General features: G+C 68.9%; 20 protein-coding genes and 5 tRNA genes. 15 read left to right on the forward strand and 10 right to left on the reverse strand.

Annotation, left to right across the window (positions count from 1 at the left end; all coding sequences use genetic code 11):
* Position 1: 1 nt before the first annotated feature.
* Positions 2-856: a helix-turn-helix domain-containing protein gene (locus tag ACLVWQ_RS25155; RefSeq protein ID WP_414111434.1), complete on the reverse strand. Its 855-nt coding sequence runs from the start codon at positions 854-856 to the stop codon at positions 2-4.
* A gap of 148 nt (positions 857-1,004) precedes the next feature.
* On the opposite strand from ACLVWQ_RS25155, the gene ACLVWQ_RS25160 reads away from it, so the two are divergent.
* Together ACLVWQ_RS25160 and ACLVWQ_RS25165 are read left to right on the forward strand one after the other, a co-directional pair.
* Positions 1,005-1,334 carry a hypothetical protein gene (locus ACLVWQ_RS25160; RefSeq protein ID WP_414111435.1) on the forward strand — a complete coding sequence of 110 codons (330 nt, stop codon included), beginning with the start codon at positions 1,005-1,007 and terminating at the stop codon, positions 1,332-1,334.
* A 640-nt stretch (positions 1,335-1,974) separates the two neighbouring features.
* Positions 1,975-2,880: a DUF3800 domain-containing protein gene (locus ACLVWQ_RS25165; RefSeq protein WP_414111436.1), complete on the forward strand. Its 906-nt coding sequence runs from the start codon at positions 1,975-1,977 to the stop codon at positions 2,878-2,880.
* Between the two features lie 129 nt (positions 2,881-3,009).
* Here ACLVWQ_RS25165 and ACLVWQ_RS25170 read toward each other — a convergent pair whose 3' ends face one another.
* The 6 genes from ACLVWQ_RS25170 to ACLVWQ_RS25195 form a co-directional block, all read right to left on the reverse strand.
* Entirely contained in the window at positions 3,010-3,591 is a 582-nt protein-coding gene (locus ACLVWQ_RS25170) for a GTP-binding protein (RefSeq protein WP_006375305.1), read from the reverse strand.
* The gene (locus tag ACLVWQ_RS25175; protein WP_414111437.1) at positions 3,572-4,165 is read right to left on the reverse strand and encodes a DUF742 domain-containing protein; all 594 of its coding nucleotides are present in this window, start codon (positions 4,163-4,165) and stop codon (positions 3,572-3,574) included. Before ACLVWQ_RS25175 ends, ACLVWQ_RS25170 begins: the two co-directional genes overlap by 20 nt.
* Before the next feature lie 93 nt (positions 4,166-4,258).
* Entirely contained in the window at positions 4,259-4,672 is a 414-nt protein-coding gene (locus ACLVWQ_RS25180) for a roadblock/LC7 domain-containing protein (protein ID WP_033321188.1), read from the reverse strand.
* Between the two features lie 10 nt (positions 4,673-4,682).
* Positions 4,683-7,970 carry a nitrate- and nitrite sensing domain-containing protein gene (locus ACLVWQ_RS25185; protein ID WP_414111439.1) on the reverse strand — a complete coding sequence of 1,096 codons (3,288 nt, stop codon included), beginning with the start codon at positions 7,968-7,970 and terminating at the stop codon, positions 4,683-4,685.
* Positions 7,971-8,369: 399 nt separating this feature from the next.
* On the reverse strand, positions 8,370-8,945 hold the full coding sequence (locus ACLVWQ_RS25190; RefSeq protein ID WP_055520027.1) for a GTP-binding protein: 576 nt from the start codon (positions 8,943-8,945) through the stop codon (positions 8,370-8,372).
* Entirely contained in the window at positions 8,870-12,640 is a 3,771-nt protein-coding gene (locus tag ACLVWQ_RS25195) for a nitrate- and nitrite sensing domain-containing protein (RefSeq protein WP_414111440.1), read from the reverse strand. Before ACLVWQ_RS25195 ends, ACLVWQ_RS25190 begins: the two co-directional genes overlap by 76 nt.
* Positions 12,641-13,240: 600 nt before the next feature.
* Here ACLVWQ_RS25195 and ACLVWQ_RS25200 point away from each other — a divergent pair.
* From ACLVWQ_RS25200 to ACLVWQ_RS25240, 9 genes are all read left to right on the forward strand, one after another.
* A complete protein-coding gene (locus tag ACLVWQ_RS25200; protein WP_414111441.1) occupies positions 13,241-13,447 on the forward strand; it encodes a hypothetical protein in 207 nt (68 codons plus the stop codon).
* 185 nt (positions 13,448-13,632) lie between these two features.
* Positions 13,633-14,421: a fumarylacetoacetate hydrolase family protein gene (locus ACLVWQ_RS25205; protein ID WP_414111442.1), complete on the forward strand. Its 789-nt coding sequence runs from the start codon at positions 13,633-13,635 to the stop codon at positions 14,419-14,421.
* Positions 14,414-15,904 carry a glutamate--tRNA ligase gene (gene gltX / locus ACLVWQ_RS25210; RefSeq protein WP_414111443.1) on the forward strand — a complete coding sequence of 497 codons (1,491 nt, stop codon included), beginning with the start codon at positions 14,414-14,416 and terminating at the stop codon, positions 15,902-15,904. The genes ACLVWQ_RS25205 and gltX overlap by 8 nt, the downstream gene beginning before the upstream one ends.
* Before the next feature lie 31 nt (positions 15,905-15,935).
* Positions 15,936-16,718 carry an HAD family hydrolase gene (locus ACLVWQ_RS25215; RefSeq protein WP_414111444.1) on the forward strand — a complete coding sequence of 261 codons (783 nt, stop codon included), beginning with the start codon at positions 15,936-15,938 and terminating at the stop codon, positions 16,716-16,718.
* A 91-nt stretch (positions 16,719-16,809) separates the two neighbouring features.
* Positions 16,810-16,881, forward strand: a tRNA-Gln gene (locus ACLVWQ_RS25220).
* Between the two features lie 41 nt (positions 16,882-16,922).
* Positions 16,923-16,995, forward strand: a tRNA-Glu gene (locus ACLVWQ_RS25225).
* 62 nt (positions 16,996-17,057) lie between these two features.
* Positions 17,058-17,130: transfer RNA gene (locus tag ACLVWQ_RS25230), tRNA-Glu, on the forward strand.
* A 20-nt stretch (positions 17,131-17,150) separates the two neighbouring features.
* Positions 17,151-17,222: transfer RNA gene (locus tag ACLVWQ_RS25235), tRNA-Gln, on the forward strand.
* 20 nt (positions 17,223-17,242) lie between these two features.
* A tRNA-Glu gene (locus tag ACLVWQ_RS25240) sits at positions 17,243-17,315 on the forward strand.
* Between the two features lie 186 nt (positions 17,316-17,501).
* On the opposite strand, the gene ndgR is transcribed toward ACLVWQ_RS25240, so the two are convergent.
* On the reverse strand, positions 17,502-18,218 hold the full coding sequence (gene ndgR / locus ACLVWQ_RS25245; RefSeq protein ID WP_055517819.1) for an IclR family transcriptional regulator NdgR: 717 nt from the start codon (positions 18,216-18,218) through the stop codon (positions 17,502-17,504).
* A gap of 190 nt (positions 18,219-18,408) precedes the next feature.
* Between ndgR and leuC the strand changes: the two genes are divergently transcribed.
* The 4 genes from leuC (at position 18,409) to ACLVWQ_RS25265 (ending at position 21,776) form a co-directional block, all read left to right on the forward strand.
* Positions 18,409-19,845, forward strand: a complete 1,437-nt coding sequence (leuC, locus tag ACLVWQ_RS25250) for a 3-isopropylmalate dehydratase large subunit (RefSeq protein ID WP_414111445.1) — start codon at positions 18,409-18,411, stop codon at positions 19,843-19,845.
* Between the two features lie 5 nt (positions 19,846-19,850).
* Positions 19,851-20,444 (forward strand): 3-isopropylmalate dehydratase small subunit, encoded by a 594-nt coding sequence (gene leuD / locus ACLVWQ_RS25255; protein ID WP_414111446.1) that lies wholly within the window; start codon positions 19,851-19,853, stop codon positions 20,442-20,444.
* Positions 20,445-20,744: 300 nt separating this feature from the next.
* Positions 20,745-20,975 carry a hypothetical protein gene (locus tag ACLVWQ_RS25260; RefSeq protein ID WP_361071041.1) on the forward strand — a complete coding sequence of 77 codons (231 nt, stop codon included), beginning with the start codon at positions 20,745-20,747 and terminating at the stop codon, positions 20,973-20,975.
* 138 nt (positions 20,976-21,113) lie between these two features.
* Positions 21,114-21,776 (forward strand): HU family DNA-binding protein, encoded by a 663-nt coding sequence (locus tag ACLVWQ_RS25265; RefSeq protein WP_414111447.1) that lies wholly within the window; start codon positions 21,114-21,116, stop codon positions 21,774-21,776.
* 97 nt (positions 21,777-21,873) lie between these two features.
* Here ACLVWQ_RS25265 and ACLVWQ_RS25270 read toward each other — a convergent pair whose 3' ends face one another.
* Both ACLVWQ_RS25270 and cofC read right to left on the reverse strand, forming a co-directional pair.
* On the reverse strand, positions 21,874-22,107 hold the full coding sequence (locus ACLVWQ_RS25270) for a hypothetical protein (protein WP_414111448.1): 234 nt from the start codon (positions 22,105-22,107) through the stop codon (positions 21,874-21,876).
* 117 nt (positions 22,108-22,224) lie between these two features.
* The gene (cofC, locus tag ACLVWQ_RS25275) at positions 22,225-22,857 is read right to left on the reverse strand and encodes a 2-phospho-L-lactate guanylyltransferase (RefSeq protein ID WP_414111449.1); all 633 of its coding nucleotides are present in this window, start codon (positions 22,855-22,857) and stop codon (positions 22,225-22,227) included.
* Positions 22,858-22,914 lie beyond the last annotated feature (57 nt).

A 22,914-nucleotide genomic window follows, 5' to 3' on the forward strand; every position in this document is an offset into this window, starting at 1 on the left:
TCTACGTCTCACGCAGGATGTGTGACATGAGGTCCCGTGACTTGGACGGTTCCAGCGCTCGTGCTTCCAGGCGGTCGAGCAGCTTTCGGTACTTTGCGAGTCGGGCCTCGCCGTCGATGAAGACCGAACCATGATCGGTGTCCAACTGGACAGTGTCCAGCGCGGGGATCGGGCCGCAGAATTGGACGATGCCGTGACCGGCGCTCGGGTAGGCGCCTGTGCTGAACGGGACAATCAGCAGTGTGATGTGGGGCTCTTCGCTACGGTCGACGAGGCGCCGTAGCTGGGCTTGAGCGACAAGGCGCCCACCGAAACCAACGCGCAGTGCGGCTTCATGAATGATTGCCGTAAGCGGTGTCGGGGGCTCCCCGTACACGACCGACTGACGCTTGAGCCGATGTGACACTCGATGCTCCACCTCGTCCGGTGTCATCGGTGGAACAGCGTCACTGATCATGGCTCGCGCGTGCTCCCTGGTCTGCAGCAGGCCAGGAAGATGAATCGTCGAAGCCACGCGCAAGGTCTGAGCGTGATGCTCCAGTTCGGCCAAGTCCAAGGCGTCGGACGGGAGGATCTCCCGATACTCCTCCCACCAGCCACGCGTGCGCCCACCGGTCATTCCGGCCAGTGCGTCGATGAGTTGCTCGTCGGCGCAGTCGTACAGTCTCGCCAGTGCTCGCACCCGTTCCGCGCTCACCGCGTAGCCGCCCGCCTCGATGTTGCTGATACGTGACTGCGTAGCACCGAACAACGCGCCGGCTCGGGTGGCCGACAGGTCGGCGTGTTCTCGCATCCTTCGCAGCTCAGCACCCAGGCGTCGTTGGCTGACGCTTGGCGGGAGTTTGGCGCGGGTCATGCAGTTCTCCTTGCACGGGACAGTGAGGATGTCACCCACACGAGTGCTTATGGACTTCAGTCCATCAAGTGATGGGCTGAAGTCCAATACGGAGTCTAGTCTCGTAGCGCTGGATCGCTCGCCTACTTCTAACGACTGGAGACTTCTCATGGCAACCAGGAATTCTGCCCATTCCGGTCCTGAGCAGGAAAGAGACTTCCGGCGCGAAGTCCAGGACCTCGTCAACGCCGCCGCCCCCTGTCTCTTCGCCGTGGTCGAGGAGTACGCCACCGATGACGGCGACCGTGACGCCCGCGTCGCCGCCTGGGGCCTCGCGCACAAGGACGGGAGTGCTCAAGTCGCCACCGTGAGCGGCGGGCTCCAGATGTCGCTGCGGAGCCCCGAGCGGGCCGTGCAGCTCATCTCCCTGGGCTTGGGTGGCGTAGGCACCCTCGTGTGGCCCGGGGCCGATTCGGACGCGAGTGGTCTCCTTGCGTGAGGCGTCGGGCGGGAGCGGCCGTCGGGGGTCGTGCGCCGATGCGAGTGTGGCCACTGCGCGTCCGGGGTGCGGGGCAGTGCTCACCCCCTCCACAGTGGGCACCGACTCTCCTCCGAGCCCTCCGTTGCGTTCGAGTGGGGGAGAACCTCAAATGCTTCCTGCGGGAGGTCGCCGACCCTGGCCCAGGAAGTCGACCGAATGCCTGTGAGGGGAGCGCCGGACGCCATCCGCGTGGCGCTTGAGCGGCGGCCTGACCGGCTCCGGGGATACGAGCAGGACTGGCTCAGTGCCGCCGCGGACTTCGATCAGGGAGCCCTGGACGGCGTCCTCGACAAATGTGCCGTTCGCCTGCGCCTGCGCGCCCCCGGGCCATCTCGACGAGGTTCTCGTCGGGGGTTCGTCACGTACGTCGTGTCCAATCGGCAGGTTGTGATCAACATGATCGACCTGGTCGCGATCCGAGTGTGGAGTGTCGCCACAAAGAGTGACCGATGGTCAACTCGAGGTGACTCTCTGCTTGACCGGGGCATCGGGACGTTGGCACGATGGGGAACAGCACACAAAATATCGCGCATATGACTGCGCAGACCCTGTGGCCGTCCCTTCGGGGGGCGGCCACAGACGTGTTTCCGGAGGTTCGGTGCATCTCTGCTACATCGACGAAGCGGGGAACGGACAGACGCTCGACCCTGCCCGGCCCGACGCGCCACCCGTGCTCGTCGTCGGAGGATTCACTGTTCCTCGGTCCCAGGTGAAGGATCTCACCTGGGACTTCCTCGAGGTGAAGAAGCACTACCGGCCACAGCTGCGTAAGGTCGAGCAGTTGTCCGAGGTGATCCAGCATGAGATCAAAGGCTCGGACGTGAGGAAGAATCTCCGGGCTGGAAACCATCAGTGGCGGCGTGCGGCAATGGAGTTACTGGCTTCCGTGCTCGACATACTGGAACGGCGCGACGCCAGAGTGCTCGCCCGTGTGTGGGTGAAGGAGGAAGGGCTGGCCTTCGACGAGTCCGGGGTGTATCCGGCTTCCGTCGGATCGCTCACCGAGACTTTCCAAGCCCAACTCGCCCATGAGCACTCCCGCGGCATGATGGTTCTCGACAGCCGCACGAAGGTGAAGAACGCTCCCAATGTGCACTGCGTGACCACGCGCAAGTACCGCGCGGGGGGCGACAACCTGCGGGGTGTCATCGAATCGCCCGTCTTCGGACACAGCGACACCCACACACTCCTCCAGGTCGCGGATCTCGTCGTCTCGTCGTTGCTCTTCCCGATCGCCTGCCACACGTACCTGAACGACGTGACATGGAACGTGCACTGCGATGACGCCTACCAGCCGCTGCGGGAGCAGTTCGGCGCCCGTCTCAAGAAGCTCCAGTTCCGGTACCAGGACGCCGGCCGCACATGGCGCGGTGGAGTCGTGGTGTCCGACCGGCGGACGCGGCAGTCGTCCAGCCTCATGTTCGGGCCGGGCAAAGCCGCTGCTCTGCCTCTTGTCCCGGGGCAGTCCGGCGCTGTGGAGGACAGCATGCCGCTTCTGCCGTAACGGGGAGGGCGGACGGGCGCGGCCCCAAGGCATCAGGATCCAGGCATCAGGCCCCAGGCAGCAGAAAGGGGCGGCAGCCAGTCACTGGCCGCCGCCCCCTTCTGGAACTCCGGTGAACCCGGGTGATCCCTACCGCAGTCGCGCCATCAGCGCATGCTCCACGAGAGTGATCAGCGCCGACTTCGCGTCCGCGCGGTGGCGGGCGTCCGTCGTGATGATCGGGGTGTCCGGGCCGATCTGGAGTGCCTCCCGGACCTCGTCCGGGTTGTACGGCTGGCTGCCGTCGAAGCCGTTGAGGGCGATGACGAACGGCAGGCCGCTGTTCTCGAAGTAGTCGACCGCGGGGAAGCAGTCGGCGAGGCGACGCGTGTCGACCAGCACGATCGCGCCGATCGCGCCGCGCACGAGGTCGTCCCACATGAACCAGAAGCGGTCCTGACCGGGAGTACCGAAGAGGTACAGGATCAGGTCCTGGTCCAGGGTGATACGGCCGAAGTCCATGGCCACCGTGGTGGTGGTCTTGTCCCCGGTGTGGGTCAGGTCGTCGATGCCCGCCGAAGCGGACGTCATCACGGCCTCCGTGCGCAGCGGATTGATCTCCGAGACGGCCCCGACGAACGTGGTCTTGCCCACGCCGAAGCCGCCCGCCACCACGATTTTCGCGGACGTGGTGGAGCGGGAAGGCCCTCCGCTAGAGCTTGCGAAGTCCACTGAGCACCCTTTCGAGCAAAGTCACGTCTGGCTGCCCGCCGGAATTCTCGTCGCCGCCGGGCTGATGAATGGCGACCAGGCCTGCCTCCGCCAAGTCGGCGACAAGGATCCTGGCCACGCCGAGAGGGATCGTCAGGAGGGCCGAGATCTCGGCCACCGATTTGATCTCCCGGCAGAGGTTGCAGATTCGCTGATGCTCGGGCAACTGCCCCTGCATCTGGTGTGGTTGTGCGGTGGTGTGTACCAGTGCCTCGATGGCGAGCTGGTACCGCGGCCTGGTGCGGCCGCCCGTCATGGCGTAGGGGCGCACCAGCGGATTGCTGGCGCTTCCGGCCGGAGACGGTTCGGGCGAGCGCCGCTGCGGCTGCACGGGCTGGATGCGCGGCGCCGGCGGCTGGTCGTACGGTGAAGGGCCGGGGCCCTGGGGTGAAACCTGAGGGGAGTACGGCTGCTGACGGCGGGGGGTCGGCGCGGAGGGGAAGTTGTACCGGTTCGGCGAGCCGTCGCCACCCTGGCCCTGGCCTGGGCCGTAGGACCAGTTGCCAGAAGACGAACCGTCTGGGGGTGTTGCCACGTTCTCCTCCTCCGAATGTGCCGGGCCCCGTCAACACGGAGCCGCGTCCCGAAACCTTAAGGCCAAGGGCTGCCAAAACGCATTGTCTGTCTGCTAGTTGAGAAGGCTCCCCTGGAGCTCGGCACGCAGATCCGGCGTGAGGACCGTACCGGCACGGTCCACGAGAAGGGCCATCTCGTACCCAACGAGACCGATGTCCGCTTCCGGATGTGCGAGAACGGCGAGTGAGGAACCGTCGGAAATGGACATGATGAAGAGGAACCCTCGCTCCATCTCCACAACCGTCTGGTTCACGCTCCCGCCCTCGAAGATGCGGGAGGCGCCCGCGGTCAGTGAGGTCAGGCCCGACGCGACGGCCGCGAGCTGGTCGGCGCGGTCGCGCGGGAACCCTTCGGACATTGCCAGAAGGAGTCCGTCGGCGGAGACCACCACGGTGTGGGACACCCCGGGGGTGTTGTCCACGAAGTTGGTGATCAACCAGTTCAGGTTCTGTGCCGCCTGGCTCATCGGGCTCACACTAACGCTCCTGGTTGTAGGTGCTGTCAGGGCCGAGACCCTGACCATTCGTATCGCTTCCTGCATTACGTCCCCGCTGTACGCCCCGGCGCAGGTTGCTCAACCTGCCCCGGACGTCCTCGGGAGCGCGGGAGACCTGGGGGCCGCCCTGTGGGGTCGATTCCGCGGTGCCCTCGACCAGATTGGCCTTCGGTACCCGCCGTGGCAGTCCGGAGGGGGTGACTCCGCCCGCCTTGGGCTCCTTCAGCTGCTCGGCGCGGTGCCACATCTGGTCGTTGCTCGACCGCCAGTCGCCCTTGCCGGTGCCGTTGGTGCCGCTTCCGTTGCTGTCGTTGCCTGATGGTGCTGGTGGTGCGAAGGGCGCCGGTGATTCCTTGCCCACGCTCTGTCCGCCGCCCGCGGTGGCTCCACGGCGGGGGAGCCCGGCGTCGGTGGATCCGCGGCGCGGAAGCCCGGCGTCGGTCAGCTCGTGGGCGTCGGAGGGGCCCGGACCCGGAGAATCGAAGCCTACGCGGTCCGGCTCGGCCACGTCAGTGGCCTGCGCGGATTCCGCTTCGGGAGCGTACTCGGAGGGGTAGCCGTTCGGATACGCGTCCGGCTGCGGCCAGTCGTCCTGGTAGGTCTGCTCCCCGAAGGCGGGGAACCCGTCCGGCCCGGCTGCCTGGGCCGGCTGGTGCTCGTCCTGGACCGGCTCCGCATAGGGGAGTTCCGGGTACTGACCGGCCGGCGGGAAGTACGTCTCGTCGTACGCCGTCTGCTGCTGCTCCGTGTACGGCGTCTGCGGGTCATATGCCGGAGTCTCGCTGTACGCGGCCGGTGTGTCGCCGAACGCGGCCTGCCCGTTCTCGAACCCCTGGGGCTGCGTGCCGTTGTCGTAGGCCTGCTGCGGGTCGAACTCGCCCTGGAAGGACGGAGCCGTGCCCTCGGGGTCCTGCGTCTGGGCCTCCAGGGCCGCGCGGCGCTCGTCGCGCATGAGCGAGCGGCCCACCGGGTCCAGCTCGCGTATGTCGTCCGGGACCTCGGTGTAGCGGCTGTCGTCGAAGCCCAGTTCGGCGGCTGTGCGCAGCGGCGGCGGCTGGACGCTCTGGAACTGTTCGCCCTGGAAGGGCTGCTGTTCGAGCTCCGGGATGATCTGCGAGACCGTGAAGTCGTCGCGCTGTATCTGGTCGCCGCCGCCACCGTGGGTGATCGCGTCGGGGAGCATGACGAGCGACGTCGTGCCGGCCTGCTCACCCGAGGGGCGCAGCTGGACGCGGATGCCGTGCCGGTCGGACAGCCGGCCGACCACGAAGAGGCCCATACGCTGCGAGATCGCGGCGTCCACGGTCGGCGGGTTGGCCAGTTTGTGGTTGATGTCCGCGAAGTCCTCGGCGGTGAGGCCGATGCCCTTGTCGTGGATCTCGACCATGATGCGGCCGTCCGGCAGCCGGGTCGCGGTGACGCGGACCTTGGTCTGCGGGGAGGAGAACGTGGTGGCGTTCTCCAGGAGCTCGGCGAGCAGGTGCACGAGGTCGGTCACCGCGCGGCCGTGGATCTCGGCCTCCGGTACGCCGGACAGCTCGATGCGCTCGTACTGCTCCACCTCGGAGGAGGCGGCGCGCAGCACGTCGACCAGCGGGACCGGCTGGTCCCAGCGGCGGCCCGGCTCCTCGCCGGCGAGGACCAGGAGGTTCTCGCCGTTGCGGCGCATCCGGGTCGCGAGGTGGTCGAGCCGGAAGAGGCTCTCCAGCTGGTCCGGGTCGGCCTCGTTGTTCTCCAGCTCGGTGATCAGGGTCAGCTGGCCCTCGATCAGCGACTGGTTGCGGCGCGACAGGTTGGTGAAGATCGCGTTGATGTTGCCCCGCAGCATGGCCTGCTCGGCGGCGAGCCGTACGGCCTCACGGTGGACCTGGTCGAAGGCGCGCGCGACCTCGCCGATCTCGTCCGTGGTGGTGATCGGGATGGGCTGGACACGGGTGTCCACCCGGCCCGGGTCGGTGCGCGAGAGCTGGTCGACCAGCATCGGCAGGCGCTGCTCGGCGACCCCGAAGGCCGCGTTGCGCAGCTGGCGCATCGAGCGGCTCATCTGGCGGGCCACCATGCCGGCCAGGATGAAGGCGGCGAGCAGCGCGATGACGACGGCGGCACCGGTGATGAAGGCGTCACGCTTGGCGTCGGAGGCGATGGTCGAGGCCTCGGCCACGGCCTTGTCGCCGAGGTCCGCCTCGATCGTGCGGTAGGCGTTGTACTTGGCGGTGTTGACCGCCCACCAGTTCTGGGCCGTGATGCCCTTGTCGGCGAGCGCGACGCGGACACTGGCGTCGGTCGACGGGAGGGTGCCCAGACCGCTGACCATGTCGGTCGGGTCGGACGGCGGCGGTACATAGGTGTCGCCGCGCGCCGCGGCGGTCTCCGCGGCCTCCTTGGCCTGGGCGGCGCCCTCGGTCTGGATCTGCTTCTGGGCCTGCTCCAGCTTGGCGGCGTCGCTCTCGGTGCCACCGCCGATGTACTCCTCGACGGCGATGCCTTCGAGGTACGCGTACGAGGTGAGGGCGACGCGCTGCTTGGCCAGGCTGTCGTCGGAGGGGCCCGGCTTGATCAGCATGTGCATGCCGATGGAGCGCTGGAGGGAGAGGGCCGCCTTGGACAGGGAGATCGCGTAGACCGTACGGCCGTAGCTGGTGATGTTTCCGGTGCCCAGACCGAGCTCGTTGGCGAACTCCATCAGCGGGTGCTGGATCTCGACGTAGCCCTCTTCGGTCTGCACGCCGGTGAGCTTCGAGGTGTACGCGGCCGCGCGCAGGGTGTCGAGCTTGGGCTCCTGCTTGCGGAAGATGCCGAGGCGGCGCTCCAGACCGGCCTTGGGCGGCATGGTCTTGGCGGCCTCGTTGAAGGCGACGGCGGCGGCGTCCGTCTCACCGCGCGCCTTGACGACGGTCGCGTCCTTCTCGCCGTCGCCCTGCAGCAGGGGAGCGGCGGTGATGTCGCGCTCGGCGTACAGCTTGTCGCCGTAGGTCAGGGCGGCGCGGACCAGGCGCGCGGTGTTCTCCGCGTCCTCGGCCTCCTGCCAGGTGTCGATCGAGCTCTTGACCTGGAAGCCGCCCATGACGAGACCGACGACCACGGGTATGAGCAGGATCGCGTTCAGCCTGGTGGGCACACGCCAGTTGCGCGGAGAGAAACGGCCGCCGCTGGGCTTGGGCGGGGCCGTCGGCTCCGAGCCGGGCACATGTGCGGGTGCCGCTCCGCGCGGCGGCGGGGTGAAGTTGCCCCGTGCCGACGGCTCGGGACCGTTCTTGCTTCGCCTCACTCGACCAACAACCTCTCGGCTCGGCACCTTCGTCGTGCCGCGTGTGTCTTTCCGGCCCTTACTGCTGGGCTGCTACTGGGCAGTTACTACTGGGCAGTTCTGGCATTCCAGCACGTCGCTGTGTGCTCGTCCAAACACTCGGAACCGTGAATTCCGGGTGATGTAAGCCCCAGATAAAACGGTCATAAAGAACGAGCCCCGCCAAAAGACGGGGCTTTTGTGAGCACAGGGGCATCAGGTGACCGCTACGCGTGTCGACACCACTCGATATCTCTGTCGAAACGTTATGAACACCGAGGCCGACCGTGTCAAACGACACAGCCGGCTCCCATGCGTCTACGACGACTTCTGTACGGCGTTGCCGTCTCGAGTGCCGGGACATTCTCCTCCGAGCGGGCCCTACCGAAGGCGCGCCATCAAGGCGTGCTCGACCAGCGTGATCAGCGCGCTCTTGGCGTCCGAACGGTGGCGGGCGTCCGTGGTGATGATCGGGGCGTCGGGTCCGATCTGCAGGGCCTCGCGGACTTCCTCGGGAGTGTAGGGCTGGTGTCCGTCGAAGCCGTTGAGGGCGATGACGAACGGCAGGCCGCTGTTCTCGAAGTAGTCGACCGCGGGGAAGCAGTCGGCGAGGCGACGGGTGTCGACCAGGACGACGGCGCCGATCGCGCCGCGTACCAGGTCGTCCCACATGAACCAGAAGCGGTCCTGACCGGGGGTACCGAAGAGGTACAGGATCAGGTCCTGGTCCAGGGTGATACGGCCGAAGTCCATGGCCACCGTGGTGGTGGTCTTGTCCCCGGTGTGGGTGAGGTCGTCGATGCCCGCCGAGGCGGAGGTCATCACGGCCTCGGTGCGCAGCGGGTTGATCTCGGAGACGGCACCCACGAACGTGGTCTTGCCTACACCGAAGCCACCCGCCACCACGATCTTCGCGGAGGTGGTCGCCCGCCCTCCGTCAGAGCTTGCGAAGTCCACTGAGCACCCTTTCGAGCAGTGTCACGGCCGGGGCGCCACCGTTGCTCTCGTCGCCACCGGGCTGGTGGATGGCGACGAGGCCCACCCGCGGAGGGCTGGCGTACCCGCTCGGCCTGACGGCCGAGTTCGTCATTGGGAGTGGTCCGCCATGAGGAGGCGGAAGCGCCGGCGGGTGCCGGACGCTGCGGGGCCGCGGGAGCCTGTGCGGGCTGCTGCGGAGCAGGCTCGTTCTGGGCGCCGTCGCCGCCCTGAGCCTGGTTGAACCAGTTGGTCTCCAGCGTGTCGTACAGCGGTGTACGACCGTCGCCGGGGCTGGTCGCGGGCGGCAGTTCCCAGGCCTCGTTCGGTCCGCGGACCTCGTCGGGCCGCTGGCCGGTGCCCCTGCCGTTGCTGTTGCCGTCCGGCTCCGGAGGGAGCGAGGGGCGGCGGCGCGACTGCGGGCGCTGCTGCGGCGGACGGCTGCCGTTGGTGGGCCGCTCGAACTGCCCGGTGCCACCGCCCTGCCGCTCGTCGTAGCCCTGCGCCGGGAACTGCCCGGTGTCCTGCTGGGCGCCGGGTCCCTGTGCCGGGTACTGGCCGCTCGCGCCGCTGTCGTAGCCGGAGCCGCTGTCGTAACCGGTCGGGGAGTACTGGGCCGGGTCCTGGCGGTTGAACTGGCCACCCGCCTGGGGGTTCTGCCCGCCGCCGGAGGGGTTCGGCGCGCCGAACACGTCCGGGCGGACGAACTGTCCGTTGCCCTGCGGCGCGTGCGTGCCGGGGCGCGGGGCGTTCGGGTCGGAGTAGTCGGGCCGCTGGAACTCGGCGGTGGACGCGGGTCCGCCCGGCCGGTCGTCGATCCGCGGCATCTGCGACGTGACGTCCGGCTCCTCGTGGCCGCGCGGGACGTCCGGCGTGGCACGCGGCACCGGCGGCTGGGCGTTGTCGTCGCTCCAGCTGGGCACCCGTGGCTGCGGGTTGCCGCCCGGCAGCTCGGCTCGCGGCCCGCCACGCGGCGGACCCTGCGGCGACTGCTGCTGAGGACGACGTCCCTGGTCGCCGTTGCCCGCCGGCCGCTGCTGGCCCTGCGGGAAGCCGGGGCCGCGGTTGCCGCCGTTGGTGTCCTGGCGTGCGCCGCCGAACAGGTCCTGGCGGCCGGAGTCGTTGTTGCCGAAGCCGTTGAAGCTCTGCTGCGGAGCACCCGCGGGAGCGGGCCTGCCCTGCGGGGGCTGCTGGGGGGACTGCGGGTTCCGCGGTCCACCGGGCGCACCCGGTCCGCCCGGACGGCCGCCACCGGCGTCCGGCCTGGGCAGCGCGGCGCGCGGCGCGGCACCGGCCGCGACCTGGCCACGCTGCGGCGGGGGGTTCAGCCGGCCGCCGTTGCCACCGCCGCTGCCGGCCGCGGGAGCACCCGCGCCGAGAGCGGGACCGCCCCGGCGGGCCGCCGCGACACCGGCCGCGGCCTGCGCCGCCGCCGGACCGCCGACGGCGGGGGCACCCTGGCCCTGCTTGTTGCCCGGCACCTTGCGGCCGCCCTGGGCGACGTCGACGGGGAGCATGACCAGCGCGGTCGTACCACCGGAGTCGGAGGGACGCAGCTGGATGCGGATGCCGTGCCGCTGCGACAGCCGGCCGACCACGAACAGACCCATGCGGCGGGAGACGGAGACGTCCACGGTGGGCGGCGAGGCGAGCCGCTCGTTGATGGCCGCGAGGTCCTCGGGCGAGAGGCCGATACCGGTGTCGTGGATCTCGATCAGCACGCGGCCGTCGGGCAGCGCGTGACCGGTCACCTTGACCTTGGTCTGCGGGGAGGAGAACGAGGTGGCGTTCTCAAGGAGCTCGGCGAGCAGGTGCACGAGGTCGTTGACCACGCGTCCCGCGACCTCGGTGGTGGGCACCGACGACAGCTCGATGCGCTCGTACTGCTCCACCTCGGAGGCGGCGGCACGGAGCACGTCGACCAGCGGGACCGGGCGGGTCCAGCGGCGGCCGGGCTCCTCACCGGCGAGGACCAGGAGGTTCTCGCCGTTACGGCGCATACGGGTCGCGAGGTGGTCGAGCTTGAAGAGGGAGGACAGCTGGTCCGGGTCGGCCTCGCGGGACTCCAGCTCGGAGATGAGCGAGAGCTGACGCTGGATGAGGCCCTGGGAACGGCGCGAGAGGTTGGTGAACATCGCGTTGACGTTGCCTCGCAGGAGGGCCTGCTCGGCGGCCAGTCGGACGGCCTCGCGGTGCACGTCGTCGAAGGCCGCGGCCACCTGGCCGATCTCGTCCCGGGAGTGCACACCGACCGACTCGACGGACGTGTCGACGTCCTGCGGGTCGGACTCGGACAGCTGCTTGACCAGCTCGGGCAGCCGGTCCTGGGCGACCTTCGTCGCCGTGTCCTGCAGCCGGCGCAGCGAGCGGATCATCGAGCGGGCCACCACGAAGGCGCCGACCAGCGAGACTCCGAGCACCAGCAGGATCAGCGCACCCGAGAAGATGGCTTCCTGCTCGGACTCGTTGCGCAGCTCGCGGGCCTTCTGCTCCATCTGGTTGAGGAGCGTCAGCTCGATCTTCGACATCTCCTGGATCTTGGAGGAGTCGGCGTCCACCCAGTCCAGGTAGGAGCGCTTGGCCTGGAGCTGCAGACCGTTGTTGCGCTGGAGCACACGCTGCAGATAGCCGTCCGCGTCCTTGATGGTCGGGCTCGGCTCGTCCAGGGGCTTGGTGAGCGAGGCCGCGTTGCCCTCGTAGATGGACGCGAAACTGGTGAGCTCGAACCGCTGGTTCTCGAAGGCGGAGAGGCCGTACTGCCGGTCGTTCGGGGAGAGCTCACCGAACGTCTTGTCCGTGGCGGGCAGGGCCGCGGCGACGATCGCGCGCTGGATGGACGCGTACTCCTTGGCGGTGGAGAACGCCGCCAGGGCGCGCGTGCGCTGGATCATCTCCGGGTTGCTGGTCGCCTCGGCCATGTCCTGTGAGAGGCCGAGCAACTGCTCGATCAGCCGGTGGTACGCCTCGACCGACTGAGAGGAGTTGTCCTCGTCCTGGAAGGCGTTGTTGCGGATGCCGCTCAGGGTGTTCAGCTGGGTGGCGATGGCCACCACGTTGTCCCGGACACCGTCGAGGTTCTCGTTGTTGTCCGCGTCGTCGAGCTCGTGGGTGCGCTCCATGAAGTCGGCGCGCGCACGGTCGGTCTTGTCGCGGAGGCCCTTGATCGAGACGTCGCTCGCCTTGGTGCCGTTGGCGAGGGGGCCGGCCGACTTGTCGCGCTCCTCCTGGAGCGCGGCGGCGAGCTCGGTCGCCTGCTTCGTCATGTCGGTCAGCAGCTTCATGTTCTCGAGCTGCTGGATCTCGTCCATGGTGTCGCTGATGCGCAGGGCACCCAGCGAGGTCGCGGCGACCACGGGCAGGGCGAGCAGTGAGACCAGACGCGTGGAGATGCGCCAGTTGCGCAGGGCTATTCGTGAGCCGGGGCCGGTGGGGCCCTTCGGCTTCGGCGGCGCGGAGGGGGTGGTGCCGGGAGCACCGTTCGCCGCGTTCGGGCCGCCCTTGCCCTGGGCGCCACCTGGCGCGCCGGGCCGCGAAGAGCGGTCACCACTGTTGCCGGCCTGCGCCGGTCCCGGGTTCTGGGCGTGCTGGGGCGAGGAGCCGACTGCCCTGTGGCCAGTCCCGCCTTGCGGCTCCGGCTCCGCCGAAGCGCTGCCATCCCTCTTGAAACGTCCCTGCACTAGCGTCGCAACCTCTGGACCAGGCGCCCCTCCGCGTGAACGGCGGGACGGTGTCGGCGTCTTGGGAGCGCCCTGAAGCTACTCCCAGTGGTGGTCGTGAGTGACCGGCGCAGGCTCCCCTTTCCCGCCGCCACTCGGCGCTGCGTTGCGCCCCTGCGCGCCGGTTCATTCCTGCGGCGGTCCGTGGAATTCCAGCACAGTGCCGGATCTCCAACAAGGCCCATGGGTCATGCTGTGACCTCCGTGACGCCTTGTGAGTGCGGAGTTACGAGACGTAGAAAGTGACCTCACTCATAAGGGGCACATCAGGACGAGACCTTCATGAGTGGCTGGTGTCCCAGTCGAGATGATCAGGAGCGGAATGATGTCTTCAGTGGTGCAATGTCCGTTTAGTGGCGTGGAGTTGAAGGCCCGAATTAGCCGGTTTGCCTACTGCTGAGTGAGGAAACTCACACGACGATCACGGTGTCTTCACGGCTTCGACAGGGAACCGCGTGTTTAGCCTGACGCTTTACAGGGATGGCAAATCCGACAACCTGCGCCTACGCGACGGTTCCCGAACCCGCCGGCGCCTCTACCGAACAGGGCCTGTAACCCCAGATGAAGACGACGATGATGTTCCGCAACATAGCCAACCCGCGACGCACCACGCTGGCGCACCTGGAGGACCTCCAGGACGCCGAGGGGGCGCGTACGCCGGAGCAGTCGGAGCAGCCCGTCGAGCACGCGGAGCTCCCCGCGCAGACGGCCAACCCCCGGCGCACCATCCTGATGGACGTGCCGGTCGCCACGACGATCACGGAGTAACCCTCCCACGGCCCTCCCACGGGCCCCCGCCCGGATGCCTCTCGCGCCTGGTGCGCACACCTCGTGCGCGACCCGTCCGCTCGCGACGTGCGCGACAAGTGCGCGAGGCGGCCGCCCCTTGCCGCGTTAGCCTGGAGCGTCAGACTTCAGACTCCGGCCAGCTCAGTGAGGGGCGCAAGGATCCCGTGCGCATCGCCAGGTTCTCCATCGACGGCAACGTCGCGTTCGGTGCGGTCGAGGGCGAGAGCCCTCCTGGATCGACCGACGGCCTCGTGCTCGACATCATCAAGGGCATCCCGTTCGCGGACTTCGAGCTCTCCGGGACCAAGGTCCCGCTGAGCAAGGTCCGCCTCCTGCCGCCCGTGCTCCCGAACAAGGTCGTGGCCTTCGGCCGCAACTACGCGGACCACGCCAAGGAGATGGGCGGCGAGGTGCCCGACGCCCCGTTCGCCTTCTTCAAGCCGTCCACCTCGGTGATCGGCTCCGGCGACGACATCGCGTACCCCTCCTTCTCCCAGGAGCTGCACCACGAGGCGGAACTCGCCGTGGTCATCGGCCGGATGTGCCGGGAGGTCCCGCGGGAACGCGTCAAGGACGTGATCCTCGGCTACACCTGCGCGAACGACGTCACCGCACGCGACGTCCAGCGGCGCGAGAAGCAGTGGGCGCGGGCCAAGGGCTTCGACACGTCCTGCCCGCTGGGTCCCTGGGTGGAGACGGACCTCGACCCGTCCGACCTCACCATCCAGTGCACGGTCAACGGACAGCAGCGCCAGCTCGGCCGCACCAGCGAGATGACGAACTCCATCGAGGACCTGATCGTCAACATCACCGAGGCCATGACGCTGCTCCCCGGCGACGTGATCCTCACGGGCACCCCCGCGGGGGTGGGCCCGCTCAGTGTCGGCGACGAGGTCGCCGTCACCATCGAAGGCATCGGCACTCTCACCAACAAGGTGATCAAGCGTGGTTAACGGACCTGTCCGCGTACGTTTCTGTCCGTCCCCGACCGGCAACCCCCACGTGGGCCTGGTCCGCACGGCCCTGTTCAACTGGGCGTTCGCCCGCCACACCGGCGGCACGTTCGTCTTCCGCATCGAGGACACCGACGCGGCCCGTGACTCCGAGGAGTCCTACGAGCAGCTCCTGGACTCGCTGCGCTGGCTGGGCTTCGACTGGGACGAGGGCCCCGAGATCGGCGGCCCCCACGCGCCGTACCGCCAGTCGCAGCGCATGGACATCTACCAGGACGTCGCGCGCAAGCTCCTCGACGCGGGGCGCGCCTACCACTGCTACTGCTCGACGGAGGAGCTGGACGTCCGCCGTGCCGCCGCCCGCGCCGCGGGCAAGCCGTCCGGCTACGACGGCCACTGCCGCGAGCTGACCGCCGAGCAGAAGAGCGCGTACGAGGCGCAGGGCCGCACCTCCATCGTCCGCTTCCGGATGCCCGACGAGGCGATCACCTTCACGGACCTGGTCCGCGGGGACATCACCTACCTCCCGGAGAACGTGCCGGACTACGGGATCGTCCGCGCCAACGGCGCCCCGCTCTACACGCTGGTCAACCCGGTCGACGACGCCCTGATGGAGATCACCCACGTCCTGCGCGGCGAGGACCTGCTCTCCTCCACCCCGCGCCAGATCGCCCTCTACAAGGCGCTCGTCGAACTGGGCATCGCCAAGGAGACCCCGGCCTTCGGCCACCTCCCGTACGTGATGGGCGAGGGGAACAAGAAGCTCTCCAAGCGGGACCCGGAGTCCTCCCTGAACCTCTACCGGGAGCGCGGGTTCCTCCCGGAGGGCCTGCTGAACTACCTGTCCCTCCTCGGCTGGTCGCTCTCGGCGGACCGCGACATCTTCACGATCGAGGAGATGGTCGCCGCCTTCGACATCTCCGACGTGAACCCCAACCCGGCCCGCTTCGACCTCAAGAAGTGCGAGTCGATCAACGGCGACCACATCCGGCTGCTCGACGTGAAGGAGTTCGCCGAGCGCTGCGCCCCCTGGCTGGCGGCCCCCTTCGCCCCCTGGGCGCCGGAGGACTTCGACCCGGCCAAGTGGGACGCGATCGCCCCGCACGCCCAGACCCGCCTCAAGGTCCTCTCCGAGATCACCGACAACGTCGACTTCCTGTTCCTCCCGGAGCCGGCCTTCGACGAGGCGTCCTGGACCAAGGCGATGAAGGACGGCTCGGACGCGCTGCTCGGCACGGCCCGCGAGAAGCTCGCCTCCGCGGACTGGACCTCGGCGGACTCCCTCAAGGAGGCCGTACTGGCTGCGGGCGAGGCCCACGGCCTCAAGCTCGGCAAGGCGCAGGCCCCGGTCCGCGTGGCCGTCACCGGCCGCACGGTGGGCCTGCCGCTCTTCGAGTCCCTGGAGATCCTGGGCAAGGAGAAGTCGCTGAGCCGCATCGACGCCGCGCTGGCGAAGCTGACCGGCCCGGCACCCACCGCCTGACCTGCTCACGCACCGGCGGTACCGTCGGTGCATGAGCATCGGAGCCGGCGTGATCGAAGCCGTGGTGTGGGACGTCGACGACACGATCTTCGACTACACCACGGCGGACCGCGTCGGTATGCGGGGACATCTCGCGGCCGAGGGCCTGCTCGACGGGTACGTCTCCGTCGAGCAGGCCCTCGGGCGTTGGCGCGAGCTCACCGACCGGCAGTGGGCGAGGTTCGCGGCGGGCGAGGTGGACTGGGAGGGCGGCCGGCGCGACCGGGTGCGGGCGTTCCTCGACCGGCCGCTGACCGACACGGACGCGGAGAGCTGGTTCGTCCGCTACCTCGGTCATTACGAGCGGGCCTGGGCGCTGTTCCCTGATGTGCTGCCCGTCCTCGACCTGCTGGCGGGCAGCCACCGTCACGCGGTGCTCTCCAACTCCAGCCTCCGGGTCCAGGAGCACAAGCTGAGCGTCCTCGGCGTACGGGACCGCTTCGAATCGGTGCTGTGCGCGGCCGAACTGGGCGTCTCCAAGCCCGCGGCGGAGGCCTTCCACGCGGCGTGCGAGGCCCTGGAACTGCCCCCGCACAAGGTCGCGTACGTCGGGGACCACCCGGAGATCGACGGGCGGGGCGCGGCCGACGCCGGGCTGTTCTCGGTGTGGATCGACCGCACGGGCGTGAGGGCCGTCACGCCCCCCGCCCCGGACGCCGCACCGGGCCCGTCCGCGCAGGGGCCCGCCCGCCTGCGCCGGATCGCCTCGCTGGCCGAACTCCCCGCGATCCTCCGGCCCGATACCCGTTTTGGAGCGCCGTCCACCTTCAGGTAATGTTCTTCCTGCGCCGCCGGAGAGCAGACCGAAAGGTCCAGAAGCCGGAAGCGCAAGCTAAAACAAAATCCCCGTCGGGGTTGAGTTTCAGTGGCCTATGGTGTAATTGGCAGCACGACGGTTTCTGGTTCCGTTAGTCTAGGTTCGAGTCCTGGTAGGCCAGCTCGCAGAGCTTATCTGCACAGCAGAGACCAACTCTGCAAGGCCCCCGTTGTGTAGCGGCCTAGCACGCCGCCCTCTCAAGGCGGTAGCGCCGGTTCGAATCCGGTCGGGGGTACAGATCCTTCCCAGGGGGACAGTCCGGGTCGCACCCGCTGCCTCTCATGCAGGATCGCTAGGGCCCCCGTTGTGTAGCGGCCTAGCACGCTGCCCTCTCACGGCAGTAGCGCCGGTTCGAATCCGGTCGGGGGTACAGGTGGTCTAGACCATCATTGGGCTATGGTGTAATTGGCAACACGACGGTTTCTGGTTCCGTTGTTCTAGGTTCGAGTCCTGGTAGCCCAGCTGGATCACTCGTGATCCTCGCCCCCGTTGTGTAGCGGCCTAGCACGCTGCCCTCTCACGGCAGTAGCGCCGGTTCGAATCCGGTCGGGGGTACCCGAGAAACAGAAGAAGCCCTTCCCCGCCGGGGGAGGGCTTTTTTCGTGCCGCGCGCTTCGGCGCCGTGCCGCCTTCGCCGTCTTCGGCGCTGAGCTGCGAGGACATCAACTCCGGCCGTTCGCTGCGGCGTTGAAGCGATCGGCCGGGGGAGTCGAGGTACGGGGAATCTGGCGGGACGCGGGATCAGCTGGTGCGGCGCAGGGCCTCCGACAGGCGCCCGGCCGCGTCGATGACCGCCTGGGCGTGCATCCGGCCCGGGTGCCGCGTCAGCCGCTCGATCGGGCCCGACACCGAGACCGCCGCGACCACGCGGTTCGAGGGGCCGCGCACCGGCGCGGACACGGACGCGACGCCCGGCTCGCGCTCGCCGATCGACTGGGCCCAGCCCCGGCGCCGTACCCCGGACAGGGCCGTCGCCGTGAAGCGGGCGCCCTGGAGGCCGCGGTGCAGACGCTCCGGCTCCTCCCAGGCCATCAGGATCTGCGCCGAGGAGCCCGCCTTCATGGTGAGCGTCGAGCCGACCGGGACCGTGTCCCTGAGGCCCGACAGACGCTCCGCCGCGGCGACACAGATCCGCATGTCGCCCTGGCGGCGGTAGAGCTGCGCGCTCTCGCCCGTGAGATCGCGGAGGTGGGTGAGCACCGGGCCCGCCGTCGCGAGGAGACGGTCCTCGCCGGCGGCCGCGGCCAGCTCGGCGAGCCTGGGGCCGAGAATGAAACGGCCCTGCATGTCCCGCGCCACCATCCGGTGGTGTTCGAGTGCCACGGCGAGGCGATGTGCCGTGGGCCGTGCCAGTCCGGTCGCCGCGACCAGGCCCGCGAGGGTGGCCGGACCGGACTCCAGTGCGCTCAGGACAAGGGCTGCCTTGTCCAGAACGCCGACGCCGCTACTGTTGTCCATGACACGATACTCGCGTCTCACTCTGTGAAACGCAAGTTCAATTTTCCGCGGAACGCGCCACCCTGATACATACACGGCCCGCGGACCGACGGGCCTGGCGGAAGACGTCCGGTACGAGGGGTACGGACGCCCGCCGCCCCCGAAATCTCTAGTTGGGCCGGCGCCTCACAGGCCGGCCGGAGGGAAAGCGATGGGTAGGACACTCGCGGAGAAGGTCTGGGACGACCATGTCGTCCGGCGCGCGGAGGGCGAGCCCGACCTTCTCTTCATCGATCTGCACCTGCTGCACGAGGTGACCAGCCCCCAGGCCTTCGACGGACTCCGTCAGGCGGGGCGCCCCGTGCGCCGGCTCGACCTCACCATCGCCACCGAGGATCACAACACCCCGACCCTCGACATCGACAAGCCCATCGCGGACCCGGTCTCCCGCGTCCAGCTGGAGACGCTGCGCAAGAACGCCGCCGACTTCGGTGTGCGCCTGCACTCGCTGGGCGACGTCGAGCAGGGTGTCGTGCACGTCGTGGGCCCGCAGCTGGGCCTCACCCAGCCCGGCACCACGGTCGTGTGCGGTGACTCCCACACCTCCACGCACGGCGCCTTCGGCGCGCTGGCCTTCGGCATCGGCACCTCCCAGGTCGAGCACGTGCTCGCCACCCAGACCCTGCCGCTGGCCCGCCCCAGGACCATGGCCATCACGGTCGACGGCGAACTGCCCGAGGATGTCACGGCCAAGGACCTGATCCTGGCGATCATCACCAAGATCGGCACGGGCGGCGGCCAGGGCTACATCCTGGAGTACCGCGGCTCCGCCATCGAGAAACTCTCGATGGAGGCCCGGATGACCATCTGCAACATGTCGATCGAGGCCGGCGCCCGCGCGGGCATGATCGCCCCCGACGAGACCACCTTCGCGTACATCGAGGGCCGCGCCCACGCCCCCCAGGGCGAGGACTGGGACGCCGCCGTCGCGTACTGGAAGACCCTCAAGTCGGACGACGACGCGGAATTCGACGCGGAGGTCGTCATCGACGCCGCCTCCCTCGCGCCGTTCGTCACCTGGGGCACCAACCCCGGGCAGGGCGCACCGCTTTCGGCGGCCGTCCCCGACCCTGCTTCGTACGAAGACGCTTCGGAGCGCTTCGCTGCCGAAAAGGCCCTGGAGTACATGGGGTTGACCGCCGGACAGGCGCTGCGCGACATCAAGGTCGACACCGTCTTCGTAGGTTCGTGCACCAACGGTCGTATCGAGGACCTGCGGGCCGCGGCGTCCGTCGTCGAGGGCCACAAAGTCGCCGACGGCGTACGGATGCTGGTCGTCCCCGGTTCCGCCCGGGTCGGTCTGCAGGCCGTCTCCGAGGGCCTGGACCTGGTCTTCAAGGAGGCCGGCGCCGAATGGCGGCACGCGGGCTGCTCGATGTGTCTGGGCATGAACCCCGACCAGCTGGCCCCCGGTGAGCGCTCCGCGTCCACCTCCAACCGCAACTTCGAGGGCAGGCAGGGCAAGGGCGGCCGTACGCACCTGGTGTCGCCGCAGGTCGCCGCCGCCACCGCGGTACTGGGCCATCTGGCGTCCCCCGCCGACCTGTCCGAAGCCGACGCCGACGTCCCTGCGCCCGCTGGAGTCTGAGAGCCATGGAAGCATTCACCACACACACCGGCCGGGCGGTGCCGCTGCGCCGCAGCAACGTCGACACCGACCAGATCATCCCCGCCCACTGGCTCAAGAAGGTGACCAGGGACGGTTTCGAGGACGGGCTGTTCGAGGCCTGGCGCAAGGACCCGTCCTTCATCCTCAACCAGCCCGAGCGCACCGGCGCCACGGTCCTGGTCGCGGGACCCGACTTCGGCACCGGCTCCTCGCGTGAGCACGCCGTGTGGGCCCTGCAGAACTACGGCTTCAAGGCCGTCGTCTCGTCCCGCTTCGCCGACATCTTCCGGGGCAACTCTCTCAAGAACGGCCTGCTCACGGTGGTTCTGGAGCAGAAGATCGTGGACGCGCTGCAGGAGCTCACCGAGAAGGACCCGCAGGCCCAGGTCACGGTCGACCTGGAGGCTCGTGAGGTGCGTGCCGAGGGCATCACGGCCGCCTTCGACCTCGACGAGAACGCCCGCTGGCGGCTGCTGAACGGGCTGGACGACATCTCCATCACCCTGCAGAACGAGGCGGACATCTCCGCGTACGAGGCCAAGCGGCCCTCGCACAAGCCGCGGACCGTCCAGGTCTGACCGGACGTACCCGGAGCCGGTCCCGGAAGTGACCCCGGACCCCGGCCCGCAAGGCTGATTCAGGCCAGGCAACAGACCTCTGTACCCCCAATCGTGGACGGTTGGGGGTACATCTGTGTCCGCCCTCGGAAGGGGTGTTCAGGCCGTTGTGATTGGCTGCAACTACCCTTGTTTCAAGGGGCCTTGGTGGGGTAGCCGAGCACTGGCAGAGTCTTGTGGGGAGGTGCGCGGGAGGTCCTCGGGGGGCGGTAGTTACCCCCTGCGCAGGCGACAACTCGCCCCAGATGGCACAATCTGTGCATGGAACACGACGGCCAACTCGAGCTCTATGCGGCGGTCGCGTCCCAACTCAAGGAAGCGCACACAACGGTGCGCGCACTGCAAGTCCCGGAGGGCGTACGAATGGCGCTGACCCGGAAGCTGCTGGTCATTACGGCCGTGGCCAAACATGATCTCGCCGATGCGACAAGGCGTCTGGAGCGGTTCACGACGGACCTCGACGAGGGCCGAATCCCCGAAGAGGAACGCTGAGGAACTTGGCGACAGCCCCAGTTCGTTGCGGCACAAGGGTGATTAGCCCGTTTCGTGTTTGATTTGCGGTATATATCTGCCTAACGTGCGAAAAAGCTTGAACACTTTCGTTCTGGCAATGTCTCCGAAGGGGAAGACGTGAACAAGGCGCAGCTCGTAGAAACGATTGCCGACAAGGTCGGCGGGCGTCAGCAGGCCGCAGACGCGGTCGACGCCGTACTGGACGCCATCGTGCGTGCAGTTGTCGGCGGGGACCGGGTCTCGGTCACCGGCTTCGGTTCCTTCGAAAAGGTGGAGCGTCCGGCCCGCTACGCCCGCAACCCGCAGACCGGAGAGCGCGTTCGGGTCAAGAAGACCTCCGTGCCGCGGTTCCGCGCGGGCCAGGGTTTCAAGGACCTGGTGAGCGGTTCCAAGAAGCTCCCGAAGAACGATGTCGCGGTCAAGAAGGCCCCCAAGGGCAGCCTGAGCGGTGGCGCCTCCGCCACGGTCAAGAAAGCTGCGGCCAAGAAGGCCACCACCGCCAAGAGGGCGTCGGCCGCCGCGAAGAAGACCACGGCCCCGGCGCGCAAGACGACCGCCAAGAAGACCTCGGCGGCGGCGAAGAAGACCACGGCCACGGCCAAGAAGACGACCGCGAAGAAGACCTCCGCGGCCGCCAAGAAGACCACGGCCAAGAAGACCACCGCCAAGAAGGCGGCGGCGAAGAAGGCCCCCGCGAAGAAGGCCACGGCCAAGAAGGCCCCGGCCAAGAAGTCGGCGGCCCGCACGACCACCGCCAAGAAGGCCACCGCCCGCAGGTAGACAGGGGCGCAGGGCATACACGCGCCGGGCCGGGCTCCCACGGGGGAGCCCGGCCCGCGGCGTTCCCGGAAGCGGAACCCGGCTGCGGAAGGTCTGCTCAGAAGGTCTGCAGGGTCACCAGGGTGATGCGGCGCTCGCTCTGCCCGCCCTCGCCACCGCCCTCGCCCTCGGCCCCGCCTTCGACCTCGATCCGTACGCGCTGCCCCGGACGGAGCAACCGGAGGCCGCCCTTGTCGAACGCCGGGGCGTCGAAGGGCACCGGGGTGCCGTCGTCGAGCAGCACCTGGCCGGTGCGGGTGTCGGGGTCGTATGTGTACGCGGTCGCCTGCATGGGGGAAGCGTATGCGGTGCGTCGGCGGAGAGCCCGAGGAGCCCGGAGAAGCCGGAGAAGACGGGGCCCCGGAGAGGCTGGAGAGGCGGCCGGAACGGCTGGGGAAACCGGAGAGGCTCAGGCGGCTTTGAGGCGCTCGACGGCCGACTCCGTGCGGGGTCCCACTCCCAGCGTCAATGCCGCCCGCAGGTCCGCGCCGGTGTCCACGTCCTGGCGTACGGAATCCACCCCGGTCAGCAGGAGTTCCGCGGCGCCCGAGGCGCGGTGGCGGGCCCGGGAATCCGTTCCGAAAGCGGGAAGCAATTCGTGGCCCGGAGCCGCGGCCAGGAGAGTGGTGCCGATTCCGGCGGCATCCGTGAGGAAAGCGCGAGGGAATTCGGCGGCCGCGGTGAGGACCCGGCCCAATTCCAGCGGGCGCAGCGCGGGCAGATCCGCGTTCAGGGCGGCCAGTGGGGCGTGCGGGTTTCGGGCGCGTACGGTCGCCGCCGCGTGCCGCAGGGCGGCGTTCAGGCCGCCCCCGGGCTCGTCCGGGACGATGCGGGCGCCCAGGGCGGCCAGCTCGCGCCCGGCCAGCGCGTCCCCCGTGACCACTGCCACATTCGCGACGCCTGGGCAGGCCAGCGCCGCCGCCACCGTGTCCTGCGCGAAGGCGAGAGCGAGCCCCGGGCGCAGGCCGTCGGCCGCGGTGTCCGAGAGCCTGCTCTTCGCCCGCGCCAGGGCTTTCAGGGGTACGACCAAGGTCCACTGCACGAGCGTTCTGCCCCTCCCTTGTCGCGTCTATTGTCACCCGGGCACCGGAACGGGTCC

Source organism: Streptomyces sp. CWNU-52B, from assembly GCF_047444975.1.
Lineage (GTDB): Bacteria > Actinomycetota > Actinomycetes > Streptomycetales > Streptomycetaceae > Streptomyces.

Bases quoted from the DNA above. Each gene is read 5' to 3' on its own strand.
- ACLVWQ_RS25155 (WP_414111434.1), bottom strand. From the start codon at position 856: ATGACCCGCGCCAAACTCCCGCCAAGCGTCAGCCAACGACGCCTGGGT.
- ACLVWQ_RS25160 (WP_414111435.1), top strand. From the start codon at position 1,005: ATGGCAACCAGGAATTCTGCCCATTCCGGTCCTGAGCAGGAAAGAGAC.
- ACLVWQ_RS25180 (WP_033321188.1), bottom strand. From the start codon at position 4,672: ATGAGCCAGGCGGCACAGAACCTGAACTGGTTGATCACCAACTTCGTG.
- ACLVWQ_RS25200 (WP_414111441.1), top strand. From the start codon at position 13,241: ATGAAGACGACGATGATGTTCCGCAACATAGCCAACCCGCGACGCACC.
- ACLVWQ_RS25215 (WP_414111444.1), top strand. From the start codon at position 15,936: ATGAGCATCGGAGCCGGCGTGATCGAAGCCGTGGTGTGGGACGTCGAC.
- ndgR (WP_055517819.1), bottom strand. From the start codon at position 18,218: ATGGACAACAGTAGCGGCGTCGGCGTTCTGGACAAGGCAGCCCTTGTC.
- leuC (WP_414111445.1), top strand. From the start codon at position 18,409: ATGGGTAGGACACTCGCGGAGAAGGTCTGGGACGACCATGTCGTCCGG.
- leuD (WP_414111446.1), top strand. From the start codon at position 19,851: ATGGAAGCATTCACCACACACACCGGCCGGGCGGTGCCGCTGCGCCGC.
- ACLVWQ_RS25260 (WP_361071041.1), top strand. From the start codon at position 20,745: ATGGAACACGACGGCCAACTCGAGCTCTATGCGGCGGTCGCGTCCCAA.
- ACLVWQ_RS25270 (WP_414111448.1), bottom strand. From the start codon at position 22,107: ATGCAGGCGACCGCGTACACATACGACCCCGACACCCGCACCGGCCAG.